Raw genomic sequence first — 22,197 nt, forward strand, 5'->3', positions numbered from 1 at the left:
CTCTACATGTGTAGTTTTTGTGAAGTGTTGCATAATAGAGGCACTTTTGGCAAGTTGAGAATGGCGGAATAAGTTGTGAATATGTTAATTTTGGATTATAAAGTGTGGAAATGGAGGAAACAATACAAAATGAAGCGAATGAAAGCAGTACGAATTGGCACTATATTGATGTTGCTCAGCGGAAGTCTTTTGGTGAATAGTTCGGTATATGCGCAAGAGAAGGAACCAATCCAGGATGTTAGTGAGAAAATAGCGGTCAAAGCAACAAATGAAGCAAAAACCTTTGAAGAGTGGTTTGAGGATAGAGATTTATCTAGTTCTGTGGCTCACGTATTTGGGAAGAATAGAACAGATACTATTACACAAGCTGAACTGGCTAGAGTGACCGAGCTGCCTGTTGGAGAAGGCTTTGGACTTAGTGGTGTCACCTCATTTAAAGGGATAGAACATTTGACTAATTTGACGCGTCTCTATGTACACTATAATTCTACATTGCAAGATCTGACGCCATTAGCTAAAGCAAAAAACCTGGAATACCTTGAATTGAGCTGTAGAGCATTGGAGGATATTAGTCCATTGGCTAATTTGCCTAATTTAACAACGCTTTATTTAGAAGATACATTAGTAGAGGACATTACACCGTTAGCTAATATAACCACGCTGAATACATTGGGTATTTATGAGACCCGTAATTATAGGGATGAGCATGGCTTAGTATCGGATTTAACACCACTTCAAAATTTGAGCGAATTGCGGAGATTAACAATTTATAGACAGTCTGTGAAGGAGTTACCTGAAGGATTTAGCCAGTTAAACCTGTATAGTTTGGACATGAGCGATAATGTTATTCAAGATATTGGTATGTTGCAAGGAATGAAAAATTTGTACATTTTGGATTTGTCAGTCAACCAGATAGAAGATGTGACTCCATTACGCGATTTAGTAAATACAAAATATCTGGATTTGACGTCCAACAAGATAAAAGACGTGACACCATTGCAAGGGTTGGAGAAGCTGTCTTTGTTAAGAATTTATAACAATAAAATTGCTGATTTCAGTAGTTTAGGTAAATTAAAACTAGATGAGTTTGGGGCAGATATGCAATATGTAACTTTACCTACTCAAAAAGTAGTTGCAGGTGAAGATTTGGTTGTTCCAGATCAGATACGGGATATTAAAGGTAATAGGCCAGAAAAAATTACTCCCGATAATGGTGGTAGCTATGATGCGGAAGAAGGAGTAATTCGATGGAAGGGTTTAGTAGGAGAAGGGGAAGTATTCTATGAATTTTCTAGTCCAGGAATGTCTGGCGAAGTTACCATACCTTATGAAGTTGTTAAGGAACGCTCAGTTCGATTTTACAAAAACGATGGGGAACAACAAGCACCTATTATAAAATCAGTTTTACCTGGGGAGCGCGTGACAGAGATTGCAAGTCCGAGTAGAGCAGGATATGAATTTCTTGGCTGGTATCGGGATATAGATGGTCAGTTAACACCTTGGGGTTTTGAACAAGATGTGATGCCAGATGAGAACATACTTTTGCAAGCGAAATGGCAATTACGTTCCTTCGAGTTAGACTATGACGGTAATGGTGCGGATAACCTGTTGCCAGAGAAACAAAGCTTTGATGTATCGGAGGGCGTACGTATAACGAGTGTAACTCCAACACGTGAGGGCTATAAATTTATTGGATGGAATACGGAAAAAGATGGTTCAGGACAAGACTATTTAGCAAATGACGTGCTGCGATTAGCGAATGATACTATATTATATGCTCAATGGGAAAAGCAGAATTATGCATATCATTTAATCGGCAATGGTGGCGATTTAGTAGGTCCAACTAGTCAGCAGGTTGGATTTGGGGAGTTGCTTGTTCCTCCCGAAGATCCGATAAGAGAAGGTTATACATTCACAGGGTGGATGCGAGAAACTGGCGAAGAACAAGTTCTATGGGATTTTAACACAATGACTATGCCTGCGACGGAGATATGGCTTGTAGCACAGTGGAAAAAAAATCCGCCAGCCCCTGTTAATCCAAACCCGGTGGAAGAAAAACCGGAGCAGCCAACACTGGAAGAACCGCCAAGTACCAATACGAGTGTGATAAAACCAGTGAAGGTACAAGCCGTGGGAACATCACAGCCAGAGTCTAGCATTATAAATAGTACCACGGTAACTTCATTCATAATAGATGATTTACGCGGTGAAGAGTCTACACTTAAGGGATCAGCAACAGAAGAACAACTACCTAAGACTGGAGATACAAGCATTTCATCTCTTTGGTTGATTTTATTAGGCAGTAGCGCAGTCTTTTTAGGAATTCAACGTTTGAGAAAATAATAATGTATATCTTTCCAAAGTCTGATTACTATTTAGCTAGACTTTGGGATGCTATAAAAAAAGAGAAAGAGGCGAAGAAAAATGGTAAAGAGAATAGTAGTAACAGAATCAAATGAAATAAAGGAAATAATTAGAACTGGTAAATCTATGGCAAATAGTAATAGATTAAACTGGGGAAAAATCTGTGCATGGGTTAAAGCATCAGAAGAAGATGTCATTTTGTATCTTCCAGCAGGTGAATATTTTTTTGATGCAGAAATAGAGTTGGTCTCGAATATCATCATACAAGGAGAGATAGGAGTAGATCATAATGGTGAGCCTGTTCATCTAACAAGCTTAACTTTTATAAACCAAACACAAGGAATTTCCTCTAAATTGGACGCGAAGCCCAAACTAAATGATCTTAATTTTGAGCAGCTACAAAAAAATTATTTAGCCAGTTTTTTAACGAATGTAACTATTAAGGATTTAGTAGTGCAATATGGGCCTCTTGTACCAAAAGTGGACCATTTAAAAAAAAGTGATCCCTCAGAAGGAAAAAGCCTTATACGTGTCAACCGACCTTATGAAGGGAATTATGATAAATATGGCGGAATAAGCAACATCACAATTTCTAACGTTCATGTGAAGGCAGAGCAGCGTGGACATGTAGCGATGAATCTTGGTGGAATTACTAACTTACTTGTGAAAGATTGTCTAGTAGAAGGTTCAGGATTAGGTACTGGGATTGGCGTGGAGTATTCTACTAAAGTTATCATCGAAAATAATTGTGTCAATGATAGCGGTCGCTCAGGCATTCAGCTTTACCGAGGAAATACGGATTGTATTATTCGCGGAAATAGGGTCACAAACTGGATGCAACGTTTTGGTGTACGGCATTATGTTTGGGGAACGGCTACTGTACCGGCTAAAATGTTTGATGCTGGAATCGATAGTTACGGTCCTCACAATCAGCAAATTCAAATCATCGGAAATTCTGTTATTGTCGATACTGCCCCAGACGCTCCTAATCCATGCAATCCTTTAATCGAATCCGTGATAACGCAGCTGGAAAATGCAGATGAAAAGCCAAGTAACATAAAACCACTACCAACAAGCCCAATGTCATATTACCAAGCATTTCGTCTCAGTGGCGCAAAAGATGTAATCATCGAGGATAACACTGTCGATATGAATAGCCGCGACATCTTCGGTTTTCTGTTCGTAGCAGAGCGTATATTTGATAATGTTCTTGGTGGGGAAGAAGTTACGACGCCTACTAATATCATCGTTCGCAATAATAAAACGTGGAAAGCATCGGGTCAACTAGGTTATCCTATCCGTCTCTTTTATATCCAAGAAACCAATGGTATCGGTATTTCGATAACAAATAACGAGTTCCACATAAAAGGTACAATCGAACAGCGATCTGATTTGACAAATCCATATCGATCCCCTAAGTTTTGTGAAGTAAGGACGTCCTCGGATAAAGTTGTGCTAAAAGATAATACGATTTTATATGAGCCGTTAGATCCAGCAGATTCTGAATGGACGCCAATCACTAAACTTGTCGCGGTTACGGGGCCACAAGAACCAGTTACAATTCTTCAAAAGCTAGCTTTGATTCAAAATTTTGTGAAGAAATATAGTACGGATATAACCGAGCCAACTATTTCGGTTGAGGGACGAATCAATGTATTGGAAACAACGTGGGTAGAATCATTGCCTTTTGATGACAAGAAGGATTCTATTTATATGGGACATTATTATGGGCCAGTTCAGCAAGTTCAGATTTTTAAGAACGGGGTATTTCACATGCAGGCATTAGTAGAGGACGGGATGTACAGGGTTCAGAATGCCAAAATATATCTACAGGATCAGCAGGCTAATTATGAAGTGGTTGGTTTAGATCATTTAGGTGAGATTATGGAACGGAAAACGATTGAATTTACTTCAGTTATGTATGCGCTTTCTACTGATGCTTACTTCGCTGGTGAGGAGAAAATACAGGGGACGTATGGGAAATCATTTTCGCGATTGGCGTTATGGATAAATGGAAGAGAGGTTATAAAAAATGCAATATCAGAGCAAACGGGCTCTTTTTATTTCGATATGAGTAGTGTGCCAGATGTGGCGGGTTCAGAACTTGAAGTGTGCGGTTTTGATAAGGATGGGCAGGAATTGGCGCGTATTACAGTGTCTGTATTGGATTATCGTTTATCGGTGGACGCGTATACGCTTGGTAATGAGATGATGACGGGGAGTTTCGGGAAAGATACAGCCTATGTTCGGTTATGGATTAATGGTGCGGTGAAGCAGCAGGCTACGATGGATTGGGAGACAAGTCGCTTTACGTTTCAAAATGTGGCTAGTTTTATCAAGAATATTACGGATGCAGTGGAAATCATTGCGGTAGATGAGAAATATATGGAGCACGGGCGAATCACGGTAAGCCTTAGTAGAGGCATCAATTATACACTAGCTATTCAGGATTATATACTAGAAGACGATAGCTTGATGGGGATATATGGTCATGATATATTTCAGGTGCGTTTATTTGTGAATGAGCAAGTGAAGCAACAGGCTAAGCTAAATATGGAGGGACAAACTTTTCAATTTGTAAACGTCAATAGTTTAGTCAGGAGTCAAGATGATTCGATGAAAATAGTAGCGATCAATAAATTTTATACGCCGGTTCAAACGCTTCCTGTACGTGTGCTGGATTTTAGTATCACTGCAAATGACTATACGCGCAAAGAGGAAGAATTGACGGGAACGTATGGCGCGAGTGTACATTCTTTGATTTTGCAAGTCAATGGCATGCGAAAACAGACGATAACAGGTGGAAATTCCGGTGTGTATCGTTTTACTAATATATCAGGTTACATCACCAAAATAACGGATGAAGTGACAATAATAGCTATGGATGAAGACGGAAAAGAAGTTCGAGCGATTGGCGTGAACGTTTTGGAATATGTCTCTGATTATGGACTAGATGCAGATACATACACGTTTGGGGAGGATATACTAACTGGATTATTTGGCCGAGATATAAACCGAATCCGTCTGTGGGTCAATGGAAAAGTCGTGGTGCAAGCGGCGACATCTAATGGTAAGTATACGATTACAAAAGCGGCTAACTATATCCAAAACGCCTTGGATATAGTGGAACTAATAGGTGTCGATTCCAATTATACAGAGGTGCAACGAATCAAGGTGAGTATTCAACAGAAAGCCAATTTCACACTAACTGTGAATCCATACAAACTAGATGATGAGCAATTAACAGGTAGTTATGGAACAGATATTCATGAAGTACGGCTTGTTGTCGATGGAAAAACAGTAGCTCAAGCAACAAAAGCAGCAGGTCAGTTCACTATTTCCAATGCTACAAATCTACTTAAAAATGCAAATGTAGCAGCTATTCTTGTTGCTGTTGATACGAACTACAGTGAAGTTAATCGAATCCGCGTAGTGATATATGATCAACGTTTAACAAATTCAACGTACATGCTGGGTAGTACAATGCTAAAAGGAACATACGGTAGCGATATTTTTCGTGTGCAGTTGTGGATTAACGGAAAAAGCAGCTCCTTCGCCTCTACTAAAAATGGGATTTACAGTTGGCTGGATGTTCAAAAGACAATAGTTAAAGTCACTGATAAAGTAGAAGTCGTAGCATTAGATCAGCAAAATAAAATAGTCAATCGATTGGCGATTAAAATAATAGATTACACATTGACAAACAAAGCCTATAGATTTGGGGCATCGGAGTTAACAGGAACTTTTGGGAAAGATTGTAGCCGGATTCGTCTATCTGTTAATGGTAATATCGTGGCGCAGGCAACATTAACAGGGAATACATATCTTTTTACAGACTGCCAAACAAAGATTAAGAAGAATACGGATAAAGTCGAACTCATTGCTGTTGATCACATCTATACTGTCGTTAATCGCAAAGCAGTTGAAATAGGGAAATAATTAAAGGGTAAGGACATCCAATGATTGAAACGTGGAGGTCCTTTTCTTGTGTTCACTAGTGCGCATCGTTTAACCTTTTTTAAATTCGGGTATTAATTACCAATCAAGAAGCGGTGAATTTTGCCGAAATTAAAGGAGGAACAAATCATGCGGCCTATTCTGAAATGGATGGCGCTGATAGTCATGATGGTTCTATCGATATGTACCGCAACGATAGCACAAGCAAGTTCCGCAGATTCCTTAGAGGCAACCCATCTAAAAACGACCCCCGTTACGGTAAGTAAATATCCGAGCGCATCATCTCTACCAGCGCAGGCACCAACGACGGCGATTCCAAAAGTTAGCGCTATGCCAACAACGAACCGTGTTTTAGTTATTTTAGTGAGTTTCAAAGACGCGGCAATCAAGCAAAGCGAAGCAAGTTGGAATCAGAAGGTTTTTAGTACGACGAGTAAATCAGTACGACTTTATTACACACAAGCGACGAATGCCAAAATTAATCTCGTTCCAGCGAATGAAACGTCTGGTACGGCGAATAATGGCGTGGTCCGGGTGACGTTGAATCGTAACCATCCTAGGACTGGCGCTGCAATCGATACGCGCAATCAATATATTGTTCGGGACGCTTTAATCGCAGCGAATGGTTTTGTTAATTTTGCGCAATATGATGCGAATAAAAATGGACGTATCGATGCGAGAGAGCTACATGTAATGACGATTGTGGCTGGGCAGGAACGGGCGTATACAAACACTCCGATTTCAGTTTGGGGGCATATGTGGGGAATGAATACAAATGTTACGCCCAAATTGGACGGCAAAACGTTTTTCACGTACACACAATTTGGCGAGATGCACGGTACGCATATGGCAACGATTGGTGTGATCACGCATGAGCTTGGACACGATTTAGGCTTGCTGGATCTTTATAACACGAACGGCACAGGAAGTGGGCTTGGCGTTTACAGTTTGATGGCAAAAGGCGCTTGGGGAACGCAGCCTGGCGATAGCTATCCAGGACAGACACCAGTGCTTTTAGATGCTTATTCCAAAGTCAAAATTGGCGCTGTGACACCTCGAGTTGTAGGCACAACAACGTCTTCCGTTCAAAACGTTTACGCAGGAACAACAATTTTACGTGTGAATACGAGCTCCGCAAAAGAGTACTTTTTAATCGAAAATCGGCAGTTTACCGGTTTTGATCGCGCGCTTATTGGAAAAGTTTTTAAAGGAGGCATCGCGATTTATCATGTGAATACGAATTATGGTAGCAATCAAACGATCGGCAAACAACTTGTCACGCTGATTGAAGCGAATCAGGGAATCATAGGCTACTCGCAACTAAATAGTGGCAATACCGCAATGTCCGACGCTCTTTACTACGTTGGCACGGGATCTCGAGGAAAAGCGCAACAGATCTATTTGAATAATCGCACAAAACCGTCGAACCGCCTCAGTAATGGCGTTTATCCAAATTTCTCATTCAAAGTCAATTCCAAGTCAGGAACTGCGATGTCCGTCACGATTGGCCCAGCGTATCCAGTGACAGCGATCGCACTTAATCGTAGCGGTGTTTACATCAAAAAGAATGCCTCTTTCCAGATGAGCGCAACCATCGCACCAACCAACGCATCGAATAAAGGAATCGCGTGGACAACCTCGAATGCAAAAATTGCGACAGTAGATGCAAAAGGTAAGATAACCGGGAAAGCGGTTGGTACAGCTACAATCACAGCACGAACATTAGACGGCTCTAAAAAGGATACCGTGCTCATTAAAGTAACGAATTAAATCAGCTTGACAAATTAGTAAGGTGCCTTTATAATATAAAACAAAGGTACCTTTTAATTATGTCTAATGACGAAAAAACAATCAAATGGAGGAATTACAAATGAGCGAAACAGAAAACAATTTGATGAAACAATTTATTCAATTTAACCGGATGCTGCACCATTACCAAATCCACAATTTACGAAGTGCAGGACCATTCGGCAACCCATATCGAGGTCAAGGACGCGTGCTATCCATTTTGAAAATGAAACCAGAGATTACACAGAAAGAATTGGCATATTTGCTTGATATGCGTAACCAATCATTAGGCGAGTTATTGACGAAGCTGGAAAAAAGCGAATACATTACGCGCGAACCATCAGAAGCAGACCGCCGTGTGATGAATGTGAAATTGACCGAAGCTGGTGCCGAGGCAGCGGAGCAAAGTAAAGATAACCAAACCGACTATAACAAGATTTTCGACGTGCTAAAGGATGAAGAAAAGGCTAATTTGCACGATTATATGCACCGAATCACAGATGAACTTGAGAAAGAGTTAGGCGATATTGCCGGCGATGAAGCTTTCGAAGATCCACGGATGCAAGGTAGAGGCGGCTTCCCAGGCTTTGGCGGTGGAAGACCACACCCAGGCGGCCATGGTCACAGAGGCCATCATTGCGACCCAAGATTTTCTCGTGGTGAATATCCCGATTTTGGTGCTATGCGCGACGTAGACCATTTCGGACATCACGATTTTGAAAACCAAAAATAAGCATACAAAAGCGCGGTATAGAGCTTGGGATTATAACCCTAGACTCCATACTGCGCTTGTTTTCTTTATGAGAGAATAGCCTGTGCTAAGATTTTTTGTATTTCCACGACAGGTGCACCTTTTGAAAAATTGATGCTTGTGGAAGGGTCTGACTCACTAGAAATCCAGATTTTCAATTCCACATCTAAATCAAAATGGCCGGTTGTTTCGACGCTGAATCGGCTGATACTTTTATAAGGAATGGTTTTATATTCGGTTTTTTTCCCCGTCACGCCTTGCTTATCAACTAAGATCAGGCGTTTATTTGTGAAGGCTAGGGAGTTGCGGATGATTTTGTAGCCCGCAATAATTTCTTCATCGGGAATAAGGACATCCACTAGCTCCTTTTGAACTTCCTCTAAGTCTGTTGTAGATGCATTTCCCATAATTTTGTCTAAGAATCCCAACTGAATCTCCTCCTTGAATGATATTTATGATGCTGACACGCGTTTAGGTTTATAAACGGCCAGGTACGCTGCAACTACGATAAATAGCCATAATTGGAACGGGAAAAATAAGGCTAGTAAAAAAGCAGCGGCTAGCGGTTTCTTCAGAATCACAGCGCAAGAGGCTGTTGCAAAAATGGCGACGATGAATATTGGGTCAGCGGGAAGTATTTTCGTCAAGGCAAAACCTACGGCAATACTGGCAAAAATGATTGGGAAAATGTGACCACCGCGCCAACCTGTGCCGAGGCATATTCTTGTTACGAATAACTTGGCAAAACCAATGGCGAGTAAAAGATAGATAGACATTGAATCGTATTCTTTCGCGATTTCACCGACACCGTGTTCACCGGAGTAGAGCATGTTAGGCAGGAAGAAAGCGAAAACACCTAAAATCAAGCCACCACTTACGGCAAGCATAATGGGTTTGGATTGAATTTTCCGAGTTGCAAAGGTAATGCCAGTTTCGAAAAGGCCATATACTTTACCAAAATATTTGCCTGCGAGTAAGAGTGGAATTAGTAAGAGCAATTCTGGCCAAGAGATGGTAGCAGAGCCTAGATTTGCAAATGGGCTTGGGCCGTCATTAAGTTGCAGTAGGTAGTAGAAAACCAGAAAGCCTGCAGAAACGGAGAAGAAGTAAATAATTATTTTTTGGATATGTAACTTTTTACTTATGTTGTTAGCTTCTCCTTCTTGTGTAGAAGCAATTCCGAATAATGGCGAGGCAAAGATGATAGATAGCAATGCGCCGATTCCGAATTCGATGAGTGCGTCGCGCTGTTGGTATGTAAAATGGAGTTTATCGCCGACCCATGTTACAAGACCTGCGCAGATACTGACTAAAGCGGCCTCTGGACCAAGACTTGCGCCAAACATTAGTACGATCAGAGCGGCTACAAGGTTTCGCCAGAGTTTTCCTTGATAGGAAACGCGACCATTTGCATGAAATTCGCCCATGACTTCATCCATTTCACGCGGGTATGGCCCAATGTGTTTTCGTGATAGACCGACAAATACGCCGCCTAATGTACATATCAAGATTGGCCAAAATACGGGATCACCGAATAACGAAGCTCCTGCATCCCAGACAAGATAGATGAGGAAATTTACCAATCGGAGGAATAAGAAGGCGATAACGGCTACGAGCGTGCCTAGAATAATTCCGTATAAAGTTAGAACTAGTTGTAATCGAAGTTTCATGTTTTCCATACCCCCATGGTGCTACTTTATTTATTTTTCCTGAACTTTTTAAAGGCTAGCGTGATTAATGAACCCATAATAGCGGAGCCGAGGATGATGAAAACAAGTGGTGCATTGAAGTGCATAAATACGATGCTAACACGAACGCTATCCCAGTTGGCAAAGGCGAAAATAATAAATAGAATAGCAATGATAATCCCGATAATAGCTTTGACGGATATTTTTTTATTGGCCATGTGAAACCCTCCTTATCTTGAAACTTAAGTAAATAACAATTCCCTAGAATGATTTAGGCTAAACTTAGATACAGTTTGGATAAGCCGTTCATAAATTACTATACAATATAAATAGGCGGAACGGAACTATTATGTGCCTTTTTGTTGAATTTATTACTTGCATGAAAATGAAATCGAAAAAACCAGTAAATGCGCGAGAAGACGCAACACTTACTGGCTCGACCTTATTTCTCCTGTCTTAGTGAAACGGGTTTATCTAAAATTTCTTTCATGATGATAGCGTCTTGCATCTTACCACGAACACGTTTTTTCGTAACGGTATGGTGATGGTGCATGCGCGTCACATTTGTATCGGCATTTGTGATTGCATCTTTAATTACAGTATCTTTGTATCCCGATGGTTGCGGTTTTTTAGCAGGTGTTGTTTTAGTGCTGGAGCGGGTTTGAGAACGTTGCTTTGGGACTTTTGGAAGGTTGGATCTCTCCTCTTCCTCCTGCTCGGTTTCGGCTTTCTTGAAATAGCTGATGAGCCCGAAAAGAATCCCAATGATAACGACGGCGGTACCAAACCAATCACCAATATTATCAAAAATACTATCCATTTTCGTTACACCTTCTTTCTGAACTACGGTGGGAATTGTTCGAATAAAATGAGTTACAGCATCAATATGGATGTGAACAAAGTGAACATCCTACCCGCTAAACAACGACAATGCCCGCTAAACTTATTTGTCCTCTTTCGCAATAGCTTCTCGCATTGTTGAGGCTGTTCGAATAAAATGAGTTACAGCATCAACATAGATGTGAACAAAGTGAATATCTAATCCTTAACAACGACAATGCTCACCAAACTTATTTGTCTTCTTTCGCAATAGCCTCGCGCATTGTTGAGGCTGTTCGAATAAGATGAGTTATAGCATCAATATAGATGTGAACAAGGTGAATATCTAATCCTTAACAACGACAATGCTCACGAAACTTATTTGTCCTCTTTCGCAATAGCCTCGCGCATTGTTGAGGCTGTTCGAATAAGATGAGTTACAGCATCAATATAGATGTGAACAAAGTGAATATCTAATCCTTAACAACGACAATGCTCACGAAACTTATTTGTCTTCCTTCGCTATTGCTTCCCGCATTGTTGAGGCTGTTCGAATAAGATGAGTTACAGCATCAATATAGATATGAACAAAGTGAATATCTAATCCCTAATAACGACAATGCCCACTAAACTTATTTGTCTTCTTTAGCAATAGCTTCCCTCATTGTCGTATCCGCTTGAACATTATCCATACGGTAAATATCCATTGCGCCAAGGTTACCTTTTTCAAGTGCTTTTGCAAGGGCTCTTGGAACTTCGGCTTCGGCGGCAACTACGACTGCACGGTTTTCTTGTTCTAGTGCGATCGCTTCTGCTTTACGTTTGGATGCTGCGGCTTGTGCAACTTCCATGTCCGCGTTGGCTTTTTCGATGTCTAGTTTGGCTTTGATGTTATCGCCAATACGCATTTCGGCAATATCAATCGATAGAATCGTGTAGGCTGTGCCATCGCCAAGACCTTGTTCTTGTACTTTTTTCGAGATGCTGTTTGGATTTTCGAGTACATCGGTATGCTCGCGAGTTTCACCGACAGTTGAGACTACGGCTTCACCGACACGCGCGATAACGGTATCTTCACCGGCACCACCGACGATACGGTCGATATTGGATTGCACGGTAATTTGTGTGATAACTTTTACTTCAACACCGTTTTGAGCAACACCAGTAAATTCAGGTGTGCGGATAACTTTTGGTGTAACGGAAGTTTGAACGGCTTCTAAAACGTCACGTCCTGCAAGGTCAATCGCTGCGGCACGGCTAAAATCAAGTTGAATATTGGCACGGTGCGCGGCAATTAGAGCATCGACGGTTTTATCGACGTCCCCACCAGCTAAGTAATGGCTTTCCAGTTGGTTTACTTCTAGGTCAAGCCCGGCTTTTACAGCTTTAATTAGTGGTTTGACAACGCGGGAAGGAGTTACCCGGCGCAAACGCATGCCGACAAGTGTTCCCAATCCTACGCGAACTTGCGCGGAAATGGCGCTGATCCATAGGCCTACTGGTACTAGTGTGAAAAATATAATCAAAACTACAAGTACTAAAACTGCGATAATAATTGGTCCAATCATGAATTATCTTCCTCTCTTTTTAGGTCTTCGTTTACTAATACATAGCCAATATCAATGCCGACAACAACGATAGGAGTTCCTATATCTAAATAGCCGTCTTTTAACCTAGCGTCATACCATTCACCATCAATGATAACTCTGCCAATCGGTTTCAAAGTTGTCCCAGCTGTTCCATGCTTGTCCATCACTTTATCTCGTAGCGCTTTCATTCGTTCAATCTCGCTGTCCGCTAAGAAACCACGATGTACAAGTCCCCAAGATTCGCCGTATACAAGATCATCTTCGGTATATTCTCGCGACATTATGCTCACCATCCTCTTGATAATAGATTGCTTACTTCTAGTATAACCTATTTTGCGTTAGGTGTGGGGAGGAATGTGGAAATAGTATGAAATTATTTCAGGGAAGTAGTCGAACTGTATAAAAAGATACATAATACAACTAAAGATTGGAAAATGAAGATTGATTAACAGGGGATTATATAGTAATATATTCGTGTATAGATGACTAAATAATACTTAAATGGATAAAAAACCAACATAGGGGCTATACATTGAAAAAGGAGTAAATTATGAAACTATTAAAAGTTATTTTAATGATGTTTTTGCTACTATTTGCATCGGGATGTTCTTCAAACGAACTAGAGGAGCAAGGTATTGATTTAAATACTAGTGAAGCTACAAATCTAGTGTATGACGGGGCAAAGCTTGTGAAATTTGACATGAAAACTAAGATGTCATTAGGGGATTGGGACACCCGTGATAATCAATTTCAGTATGTATTTCCTAATTCCTCCAAATACATAACATCTGGAAACTCTACGTCGAATGAGTTTGAAGTATTTGTGCAGAACAAGGGCAATTATAAATCCATCTACAAACTAGAAAGTAAAACAGAAGCACTTTTCCCTTTTGCCATCAGTAATAACAAATACTTGTTTGCCATTATTGATTACTCTAAGAAAGAAAATTCATTATTAGGAATTCTTGAAGTCGATTCTAATGGTACTGCAAACAAAAAAAATATCGTAATCAATGATCAGGCAAAGAATATTTTTGAGGGTATTTCTTCAAATACCGGTGAAATATATGCGCTGATTGCCGAAAATGGAGGGGAAAATCTTTATGAAACAAACGAGTATTTATCACAATTTACTCTTATTAGCAAAGATGTTAAGGAAAGTTCTCTGAGTACCTATAAACGGGATGTTGTTTATGTGAAGGGAAACCAGTTGTACAGTGGTCTGGATAAGTTGAAAGACTTAGATGGATCGGTGGCGTATGCTACAGTTATAGCCGATAATTATATTCTACAAGTTATGTCAACTGGGAGGTTCACAGTAGAGGACATGACTACAAATGAAACATTATTGAATAAAGCAGATTATCTAGGTTATCAAGTGGACGGGAAGAAAGTTACCTTCTTCGCAACGCATAATTTATACACAGTAGGGGAGAAATAATGTGCATTTAGTAGAATTAAAAAATGTGACGAAACAATTTCGTAATGTTATATTTCAGGACTTGAATATGAGCTTTCCTAAGGTGGGGCTGTACGTCCTTTACGGGAAAAGTGGAATTCTTAAGCATAATAGGTAGAGGAAATATTGTTAGTAGAGTAAGCAAAAAAATAAGTCTCACTACTTTTTTGAGAAGTAGTGAGACTTATTTCGTTTAGCGTTCTGTGTAGCTAAGGGCGTGTTCCGCACTTCGATTAATCTAGCTCCACACGCCAGCTTCTCGGAAATTTCGTGGCCTCCGCAAAAGTCAAAGAGGACTTTTCCTGCGCCCTCTAGCAATTTCTGTCGAAGCTAACGGGCGTGTTCTGCACTTCGATTGATCCGGCTCCACACGCCAGCTTCTCGGAAATTTCGTGGCCTCCGCAAAAGTCAAAGAGGACTTTTCCTGCGCCCTCTAGCAATTTCTGTCGAAGCTAACGGGCGTGTTCTGCACTTCGTATTAAAACTTAGTTGCTAATTCGCCGGCTTCTTTAACGCCTGCTGCGATTAAATCTTGTGCTTGATCTGGTGCTGCGTTGTGACCTTCTACAACTACAGTTTCAGGGTTTGTGATACCGAAGTGTGCTAATACGTTTTTCACGTAGTTAAGGGACATTTCCCAGCTTTGCATTGGGCCGTCTGTGTATACGCCACCACGTGCGTTTAGTAGTACGACTTCTTTATCTGTTACAAGACCAACTGGGCCTTCTGCTGTGTATTTGAATGTTTTACCAGCTTGGTTTAAGTAGAATAGGTAAGTTAGGAATTGTGCTGGGATGCTGAAGTTCCACAATGGGAATGCCATCACAACTTTGTCAGCTGCTAAAAATTGTTCTAGGTAGCTGTTTGCAACTTTTGCTAGGCGAGCTTCGTCCTGCGTTAATGTTTCGCCAATCGACTCTTTGTAAAGGCCGCTCATCATCGTTGCGTCATAATAAGGAAGGTCTGCTTGGAACAAATCAAGTTCAGTGATTGTATCCCCTGCGTTGCTTGCCGTATAGTTTTTTAAGAATTCTTCGTATAATTTCACACTCACGGAACGTTCCGCTGGTAAACCATTTGCTTTGATAAATAATACATTAGCCATTTTATAAATTCCTCCAATATGTTTTGATTACTTTCACATTCTATCCTATCTCTCTTTACACTTCAAGTAATATGCTTACAAAAAATTAGTTTGTTGTAAAAAGTAAGTGAAAGCGTTTACCTGCACATATTGACGCAGTTTGTGCTAAAATAAAGGAGAAATGGGGTGCTGTCATGGAATTGAGGGAAATTAAGGATTCTGAGATTGGAAAAATAAAGGATTTACGCGACTATGCATTTAGACTTCCAGCTTCTGGTGGAGAAGATGATTTTAATTATTGGGCAGAAAATGCGAGGCGTCTTGGTTTGTTTTATGGCGAGCATTTACTGGCGCAAGTATTAACATATCCGCTGAGCGTGTCGATCTTGGGTGAACGTTTTGCGATGGGTGGGCTTGCTTATGTGGCGAGTTATCCAGAGTATCGAAACGGAGGCTTGGTTCGTCAATTAATGGTAGAATCGCTTGTGAAAATGCGTGAGGCTGGGCAGCTGGTTTCTTATTTAAGCCCGTTCTCAATCCCTTTTTACCGCAAGTTCGGCTATGAGCTGTTTACGGAAAAAGTGGAGCTGGAAATCGAGTCGCATGATTTGCCGGATATGGGAACTGTCCCTGGTCGTGTGATGCGACTTAGTAGTGAGGATGGCACGGGGATTGCGGTGATTCGCGAGATGTATAATCGATTCGCCTTAACGCGAAAAAGTGGCATGATGATGCGCGATGATGCGTGGTGGTTGCGAATGGCCCGCCGTGGATATACAAAGGAAATTGCGATGTATTGTGATGAAAATGGGGTCACGATGGGGTATATGTTATTCACGATGGATCACGAGGTATTGAAGGTTCACGAGATGATCGCACTTAATTACGAAGCGGAAAAAGGGTTATGGCGATTTATTGGAACGCATAGCATGATGGTAGATCGCGTGATTGCGAAGAACGTCGGTTCATTACGCGATGTTGCGCTCGCTTTCCCGTCGCCTAATTTCAAAAAGCGCGAAATTCTTGATTTTATGATGCGAATTGTCGATGTTGAACCGTTTTTGATTAAATATCGTTTCGCGGAACGATTTGACGCAGCGTTATATTTGAAAGTGGAGGACGAGACAGCCCCTTGGAACGAAGGCATTTTTGAAGTCCGTGGTAACTTTGTGAAACGAGTAGAAAGTACAGAGGAAGAAGTGTTCGCGATCACGATTCAAGGGCTTGGCCAGATGTTGATGGGCTTTGTGAGACCCGCTGACTTGGTGTATTATGATAAGGCCACGGCGAGCGAAGCAACAATTGCCGCATGGGAAAAAGTGATACCACACGTGCGTAGCGATTTTTACGACGCATTTTGAGATGGAGAACCACAGGAGATTAGGCCAGACTCTTGTGGTTTTTTTGCGTATTGGAGTAAATAATCACAACATGAGATTTAATAGAAGAAAACACTAGCTTTTTAGAAAAAAATACATTAAAATATAGTTTGTGGTCATGATACATATCATGCAATCTGGGGAAATACCCAAGTCCGGCTGAAGGGGACAGACTCGAAATCTGTTAGGCGGTTCAGGCCGCGCCGGGGTTCGAATCCCCGTTTCTCCGTTTATAGGAAATGAAGGAAAAAGAGAAGATACTGTAAATCGTTGATATGATGCGATTTATGGTGTTTTTTTGTTTGAGGGAAAATGAAAGAAAAACATAGAAATAAGCCTTTTTACAAGAAATTAAGCAATATTTGCTCATACATCGCTCATAATATCACCTACTTGACGGGATTCTTTTTGCTCTAATTCATCTATTATGTGGCTGTATGTTTACCGTTATTCGAATACCAAAACTTACTTAAGACCGACGGAATTTAGAGGGCTAAGTTCCCCAATTCTAAGCACTAACAACAAGTTATAAAATTATGAAACCAAAAAGCTTGTATCCTTAAAAAACGAGGATAGGAGCTTTTTTTAATGCCTTGAATATGATTTATTACGAAAGAATAAATGGAAGTTTGTTATTTATTTTGTGAAAACTGTAAGCCTTCTCTAAAGGCTACCGAATAAATATACGCAAAGGCTTCCACTTGGAATTTCTCTAGTTCATCAAGAAAGGGGAGGACTGCGGGAAACAATTGTTCTTCCATTTGGTCGCGTACTTGATAAAAGGCAGCACTTTTTTCTTGGTATGTTTTGTGGTTGACTTCATCTTCAAACATAGCCTGTAATCGCATGGAGCAAAAGTTTTCAAAGTCTTGTTCGAATGTTTTTGGAATCAAGGGTGATCACCTCTTTCTATAGTTTATAACGATACATCATTCATTATTTTGGTTTTTTCTCTCTAATATTGACTTGATTTATTAAATTTGATAAAATGAATCCATAACTTGTAAGTACGAAACATAACATTTGTTACAGTCATTGTAAGCGGATAAATTAGTTTATGGATACACTTTATCATTGCATTTAATAAAAATGAAATTAGGGAGGGTAAAATGATAACCTTTGAACGCATAAAAAAGCTCTGCAAAGCGAGAGGCATGTCGCTTCAAGACTTAGCTCGCAGTGTAAATATAGGAGAAAATTCAATCTACGCTTGGAAAACCAATGCTCCCACTAGTGATAAGCTTCGCGCGGTTGCGGATTATCTTGACGTTTCTGTGGATTACCTACTCGGCAGATCAGATAATCCAATTCCAGAAAATGGTCATTCCTCTGAAATACAGGATATTATTGATTACATGGAGCAAAATAGTGACTTTGCGGAATCCATCAGACATTTGATAAAAACGGTTGAAAATCAAAAAAAGGATAAATAGAAAACCGCCCAAGAAAGGCGGCAATGGGACGATGATTATTTGCAAGCTAGTGTTGATAAAAATGCACCGTTAAGTATAAACAATGTTTTGAATGCTTCATCTTCTGTGTATCCTGCTGCCATCAATTCATCTTTGCTATTTCTATCCTGATCAATTATCTCTATTATCTTTTTGTAATGCGTTTTATTTTTTTTCGCATGTTCTAATAGTAACCCGTGTTTTAATTCCATCTCAGCCTCACTCCTACGATAATATGATGCTCATTCATCACTCATTTTCTTTTTTACTTTTTCATAATATATGGTAGACTAAGTATATGTTCGAGGTCTATCTTTCGTTACACAATCGTCGGGATTGGAAAGAATAGGCTTCGGCTTTTTTACATTCATCCTGTATGAATATTAATCATTGTTTGGGCGATTGGAGACTCCGCCACTACTAGACTGACTGTAGCTAGTAGAAAAGTAACCGTTAACATAGAAGCAAGTACTTTTTTCAATGTAGATTCACCTCACTCTTTTACTTGTTAAATCTTAGTATATCACACAAATAGTTCCATTTTTCATTTGACCCAAAATACAATCGAAGGAGCAGAATATATGAAACCCATTGGAAGTACGCTCGCTTACCTGCGAAAGAATTTAAACATGAGTCAACGCGCTTTTAAAAACATCAAGCAAAGTACAATCGGCAATATTGAAGTGAATAACACGGTACCGCGCGTGAATACGTTTCTGGATATCATCAGCGAATTGCATGTGAGTTTAGACGAATTTATGTTCATATTAAATGGCTATGCTTATGATGAGCGTACCACACTGTTCAAAGATGTACGTGCCATGCGACATAGTTTGTATGCCAAAGAGAATGTCGAATTGAAACACCGTATAGAACAATACGTAGAGAATAACCCGCGCGACATGTTCATACAAGATTTAAAAGTCATCTTAGATAGTTACATTGAGATAAGCGAGTCGGATACGTATGAAATTGACTCTCCGAAATCGTTTGCTATTTATGATCGTATCGAAGAACAAAAAATATGGACGTATGAACAGATTTACGTCATGTCCAAACTGTTTTACATTTTCCCAGAAAAACGCGCACTGGAAATTGTGCAACGAATCGACAAAGAATTCGAAAAATATAATTCGTATGAGAATATACAAGGCACGCGAATCGCTTTCTTGCTGAATGCTGGTGGCTATCGTATTTCCAAGAGATTGTATGCTACGGCGTTACCGCTTGTCGAAAAAGCCAGAGATTTGTCATATGCAGCCGATAATTTAGTCACCATGTCGTTTGCCAATGCAGAAATAGCAAAAGTGAAGCATGCTCATGGTGAAATAGAAGAGGCGCAAATCTTGATAGACAATGCGATTGCAATTCTGTCATTAAGTAAGAAACAACAATTAGCCGATGATATTGATCATTCTTGGAGGAACTTTATTACCGAATTAGAAGCGGCTCCGGTAAATTGAGTTTGCCGGTCTATGCTAGAAATTGTATAATAAAGGTGCTAGAAAAATGAGAGGAAGCTTTTTAAGAAAAAATAATGAAAGGATGGAATGTGTTACATACTTTTCAGGATGCGTGGCAGGGGAATCGGTCACGACAGCGATTAGGACTCGTGGAAGAAACGATGACGGAAGAATGGCAGAAGCGGAAAAAACAGATGTACGCCGTGGATGATGCGATACAGGAATCGCATCGCGCTCACCAGCGAGCTAAATTTGCATCGAAGGAGGCTGATGCGCATGCCACGGATTGAGATTGGGGAAGTACGTTATTTTGTGGAACAGTTTTTAAGAGAAAGTAAACGATTACGAGATGCGTTGCGGGATTACCGGAAAGCCGTCGCGAAGTTAGTGGCGGATGGTGAGATTAAAGGCGAATTTGTCGATAGCGCGAAAAGCTATTATGAAACGGTGCACTATCCCATCGTAGACACGACCATCGAGTGTTTGAGTGAAGCGGATCGGATTTTGAAGAAGTATGTGCAGGACTTTGAAGCGCAGGTGGATGATGCGTTTGACTCGCGATTGGATTCGGATAAATTAGATGCGCTGTATGCGGAAATCAGGCGGTCAGAGAATTTGTTGGATGACTTCACGCACGCGATGGATTCGATGACGGGCAACTTGAACCTTGGGCAACAGATAGGCATGAAGCTGGGACTGGAAACGTCGATGATGCAAATCAAAGAGGAGATCAAGATTTTAGAACGGTATCTGGATTTTGAGCATAGTCATACGAACGTGATGCACGATGTTTTATCGCGGATGTATCAGGTGAAGACGGGCGTGAATGAAATCCTAGCCAGAAAAGCATTCAATGCGACAACACACACCTACGATTCCAGTAAAATGCAATTGGGCTGGCTGAACCATCTAGTACCAGAGAAGAAGCCGAAGAAAACGTATAATTTCGATGATTACACGAAGACGCTGGAAGGTAGCTATTGGATCTTAAGCAAAAAGGGCATCACGAATCGCGAAACCGCAGAAGCAAGCATTGCCTATAATGATGGTTTAAAAGATGGTACAATTAAAGTGACATCCGAAGAAACTGGCGATTTCATGACGGATTATATGCTAGATGCAATGAAGGGTATCAATACACTTAATCCCGATGTACCTTTAACTAAAATGCAGAGTATTTCTATTGTCTCTTTTGTTCTATTAGGCGGAGTAGCTATGAAATCAAAAGGGATTAAGGTGCCTAAAAGCAATGTCAGTAAAATATATAGTAATGTGAAGCTTAAAGGGACATCTAGTAGAATTGTTCTTAATGATAATAGCCATTTTTTGAGTGAATTTGAATTAAAGCCAAATGTTAAGTACGATAGTAAAGGATATATGTATAAGACAGATGAGCTTAGCAGAGTTAAACAAGCTAAAGGTAAACTGACAGCTGTGAACGGTACAAGGAATACCACTCATCAACTTAAGGCGGGTGGAGAAGATCGTATTATAGCTCCTAGTACACAAGGAGATCATGGTGGACATTTAATAGCGACTAGATTTAATGGGTCGCCACTTATTGATAATATTGTTGCCATGAACGGAAATGTAAACGTTAGTGCATATAAGCAAATCGAAAATAAATGGGCAGCTGCGTTATCGCAAGGTAAAGAAGTAATTGTCGATATTAGACCTGAGTATCTTGGTACATCCAAACGACCAGTAGCGTTTAATATCAATTATTCAATAGATGGAGAAAAAGTATCAAGGAGGCTATTAAATGAGTATGGAAGCAAATAAAATGGAGACTAAAATACTAGACGAATTATATCAAAAGATCGCAACACAGGTCATAGAGACAATACCAGAAGCATGGGATAAATTTAAGCTTTATTCCGAGGTGGATAAATATAGCGATTCAACAATGTTTTACTATTATCCTAAAAATAGTAAGGAACCAATCTATAGTCTGGACATTGAAGACATAGATGGTGTGGATGAAGATATAACACAAGATAATTTAAGCCAATTGAGTAATTTATTGAGAGATTTGTGGGAAGAGTTTATAAGAAATGAACATGAGCCATGGACTAATTTAACATTTGAGGTAGATGCAGAAGGCGATTTCACTATCGATTATGATTATACGGATTTGGATGCGGGTAAATATGATCATTTTGAGAGAGTTATCGTTTGGAAATATGAGCATCTAGGTATCTTGCCTAAAGCTGGGCGGGATGATGAATTGAGTATGGTAGAGGCTTATATTGCGAACAAAAATAAATGAGTAATGAAAATGTTAATTCACTTTATCAGGAAATAGCGACAGAACTCAATATGATAATTCCAGAGCAATGGAGTGAGGTTCTATTATATTCAGAGGTGGAAGAACACAGTGACGCAACTTTCTTTTACTAAATAGT

The 22,197-nt window shown here is 40.2% G+C and carries 21 protein-coding genes and 1 tRNA gene; 13 read left to right on the forward strand and 9 right to left on the reverse strand.

The window, feature by feature from the left end; genetic code table 11:
• Positions 1 to 138 precede the first annotated feature (138 nt).
• From UE46_RS03935 to UE46_RS03950, 4 genes are all read left to right on the forward strand, one after another.
• Positions 139 to 2,343: an InlB B-repeat-containing protein gene (locus UE46_RS03935; protein WP_233230981.1), complete on the forward strand. Its 2,205-nt coding sequence runs from the start codon at positions 139 to 141 to the stop codon at positions 2,341 to 2,343.
• An 81-nt stretch (positions 2,344 to 2,424) separates the two neighbouring features.
• Positions 2,425 to 6,303 carry a right-handed parallel beta-helix repeat-containing protein gene (locus tag UE46_RS03940; RefSeq protein ID WP_118907413.1) on the forward strand — a complete coding sequence of 1,293 codons (3,879 nt, stop codon included), beginning with the start codon at positions 2,425 to 2,427 and terminating at the stop codon, positions 6,301 to 6,303.
• 147 nt (positions 6,304 to 6,450) lie between these two features.
• Positions 6,451 to 8,091, forward strand: a complete 1,641-nt coding sequence (locus UE46_RS03945) for a M6 family metalloprotease domain-containing protein (RefSeq protein ID WP_051492794.1) — start codon at positions 6,451 to 6,453, stop codon at positions 8,089 to 8,091.
• A gap of 100 nt (positions 8,092 to 8,191) precedes the next feature.
• Positions 8,192 to 8,842 (forward strand): MarR family winged helix-turn-helix transcriptional regulator, encoded by a 651-nt coding sequence (locus UE46_RS03950; RefSeq protein WP_077912446.1) that lies wholly within the window; start codon positions 8,192 to 8,194, stop codon positions 8,840 to 8,842.
• Positions 8,843 to 8,907: 65 nt separating this feature from the next.
• Here UE46_RS03950 and UE46_RS03955 read toward each other — a convergent pair whose 3' ends face one another.
• From UE46_RS03955 to UE46_RS03980, 6 genes are all read right to left on the reverse strand, one after another.
• Positions 8,908 to 9,288, reverse strand: a complete 381-nt coding sequence (locus UE46_RS03955; protein WP_036059151.1) for a PH domain-containing protein — start codon at positions 9,286 to 9,288, stop codon at positions 8,908 to 8,910.
• 24 nt (positions 9,289 to 9,312) lie between these two features.
• Positions 9,313 to 10,530: a chloride channel protein gene (locus tag UE46_RS03960; protein WP_051492795.1), complete on the reverse strand. Its 1,218-nt coding sequence runs from the start codon at positions 10,528 to 10,530 to the stop codon at positions 9,313 to 9,315.
• A gap of 26 nt (positions 10,531 to 10,556) precedes the next feature.
• Complete coding sequence (locus UE46_RS03965; protein ID WP_051492796.1) at positions 10,557 to 10,766, reverse strand: LapA family protein; 210 nt, start codon at positions 10,764 to 10,766, stop codon at positions 10,557 to 10,559.
• A gap of 224 nt (positions 10,767 to 10,990) precedes the next feature.
• On the reverse strand, positions 10,991 to 11,368 hold the full coding sequence (locus UE46_RS03970; protein WP_036059153.1) for a hypothetical protein: 378 nt from the start codon (positions 11,366 to 11,368) through the stop codon (positions 10,991 to 10,993).
• Positions 11,369 to 11,999: 631 nt separating this feature from the next.
• A complete protein-coding gene (gene floA / locus UE46_RS03975; RefSeq protein WP_036059155.1) occupies positions 12,000 to 12,935 on the reverse strand; it encodes a flotillin-like protein FloA in 936 nt (311 codons plus the stop codon).
• A complete protein-coding gene (locus tag UE46_RS03980) occupies positions 12,932 to 13,237 on the reverse strand; it encodes an NfeD family protein (RefSeq protein ID WP_036059156.1) in 306 nt (101 codons plus the stop codon). Before UE46_RS03980 ends, floA begins: the two co-directional genes overlap by 4 nt.
• 269 nt (positions 13,238 to 13,506) lie before the next feature.
• Here UE46_RS03980 and UE46_RS03985 point away from each other — a divergent pair, with 269 nt between their 5' ends.
• On the forward strand, positions 13,507 to 14,397 hold the full coding sequence (locus tag UE46_RS03985) for a hypothetical protein (protein WP_036059158.1): 891 nt from the start codon (positions 13,507 to 13,509) through the stop codon (positions 14,395 to 14,397).
• Positions 14,398 to 14,893: 496 nt separating this feature from the next.
• Here the strand turns inward: UE46_RS03985 and UE46_RS03990 are convergent, their stop codons facing one another.
• Complete coding sequence (locus tag UE46_RS03990) at positions 14,894 to 15,520, reverse strand: FMN-dependent NADH-azoreductase (protein ID WP_036059160.1); 627 nt, start codon at positions 15,518 to 15,520, stop codon at positions 14,894 to 14,896.
• Positions 15,521 to 15,693: 173 nt separating this feature from the next.
• On the opposite strand from UE46_RS03990, the gene UE46_RS03995 reads away from it, so the two are divergent.
• On the forward strand, positions 15,694 to 16,860 hold the full coding sequence (locus tag UE46_RS03995) for a GNAT family N-acetyltransferase (RefSeq protein ID WP_036059162.1): 1,167 nt from the start codon (positions 15,694 to 15,696) through the stop codon (positions 16,858 to 16,860).
• 157 nt (positions 16,861 to 17,017) lie between these two features.
• Positions 17,018 to 17,107 (forward strand) — tRNA-Ser (locus tag UE46_RS04000).
• A gap of 403 nt (positions 17,108 to 17,510) precedes the next feature.
• Here the strand turns inward: UE46_RS04000 and UE46_RS04005 are convergent.
• Entirely contained in the window at positions 17,511 to 17,771 is a 261-nt protein-coding gene (locus tag UE46_RS04005; protein ID WP_036059163.1) for a hypothetical protein, read from the reverse strand.
• Positions 17,772 to 17,987: 216 nt separating this feature from the next.
• On the opposite strand from UE46_RS04005, the gene UE46_RS04010 reads away from it, so the two are divergent.
• Positions 17,988 to 18,311 (forward strand): helix-turn-helix domain-containing protein, encoded by a 324-nt coding sequence (locus UE46_RS04010; RefSeq protein WP_036059165.1) that lies wholly within the window; start codon positions 17,988 to 17,990, stop codon positions 18,309 to 18,311.
• Between the two features lie 35 nt (positions 18,312 to 18,346).
• Here UE46_RS04010 and UE46_RS04015 read toward each other — a convergent pair whose 3' ends face one another.
• Positions 18,347 to 18,541 (reverse strand): hypothetical protein, encoded by a 195-nt coding sequence (locus tag UE46_RS04015; RefSeq protein WP_118907414.1) that lies wholly within the window; start codon positions 18,539 to 18,541, stop codon positions 18,347 to 18,349.
• Positions 18,542 to 18,910: 369 nt separating this feature from the next.
• Here UE46_RS04015 and UE46_RS04020 point away from each other — a divergent pair, with 369 nt between their 5' ends.
• The 5 genes from UE46_RS04020 (at position 18,911) to UE46_RS16465 (ending at position 22,192) form a co-directional block, all read left to right on the forward strand.
• Positions 18,911 to 19,792, forward strand: coding sequence for a helix-turn-helix domain-containing protein (locus tag UE46_RS04020; protein WP_036059167.1), 882 nt, complete (start codon positions 18,911 to 18,913; stop codon positions 19,790 to 19,792).
• Between the two features lie 74 nt (positions 19,793 to 19,866).
• Positions 19,867 to 20,082, forward strand: coding sequence for a hypothetical protein (locus UE46_RS04025; protein ID WP_036059169.1), 216 nt, complete (start codon positions 19,867 to 19,869; stop codon positions 20,080 to 20,082).
• Positions 20,069 to 21,574, forward strand: coding sequence for a DNA/RNA non-specific endonuclease (locus UE46_RS04030; protein WP_159103080.1), 1,506 nt, complete (start codon positions 20,069 to 20,071; stop codon positions 21,572 to 21,574). Before UE46_RS04025 ends, UE46_RS04030 begins: the two co-directional genes overlap by 14 nt.
• Positions 21,555 to 22,061, forward strand: a complete 507-nt coding sequence (locus UE46_RS04035; RefSeq protein WP_233230982.1) for an immunity protein YezG family protein — start codon at positions 21,555 to 21,557, stop codon at positions 22,059 to 22,061. Before UE46_RS04030 ends, UE46_RS04035 begins: the two co-directional genes overlap by 20 nt.
• Positions 22,058 to 22,192 carry an immunity protein YezG family protein gene (locus UE46_RS16465; RefSeq protein ID WP_077912449.1) on the forward strand — a complete coding sequence of 45 codons (135 nt, stop codon included), beginning with the start codon at positions 22,058 to 22,060 and terminating at the stop codon, positions 22,190 to 22,192. The genes UE46_RS04035 and UE46_RS16465 overlap by 4 nt, the downstream gene beginning before the upstream one ends.
• Positions 22,193 to 22,197: the final 5 nt, after the last annotated feature.

The sequence above is a fragment of the Listeria weihenstephanensis genome (genome assembly GCF_003534205.1).
In the GTDB taxonomy this organism is placed as follows: Bacteria; Bacillota; Bacilli; order Lactobacillales; family Listeriaceae; genus Listeria_A; species Listeria_A weihenstephanensis.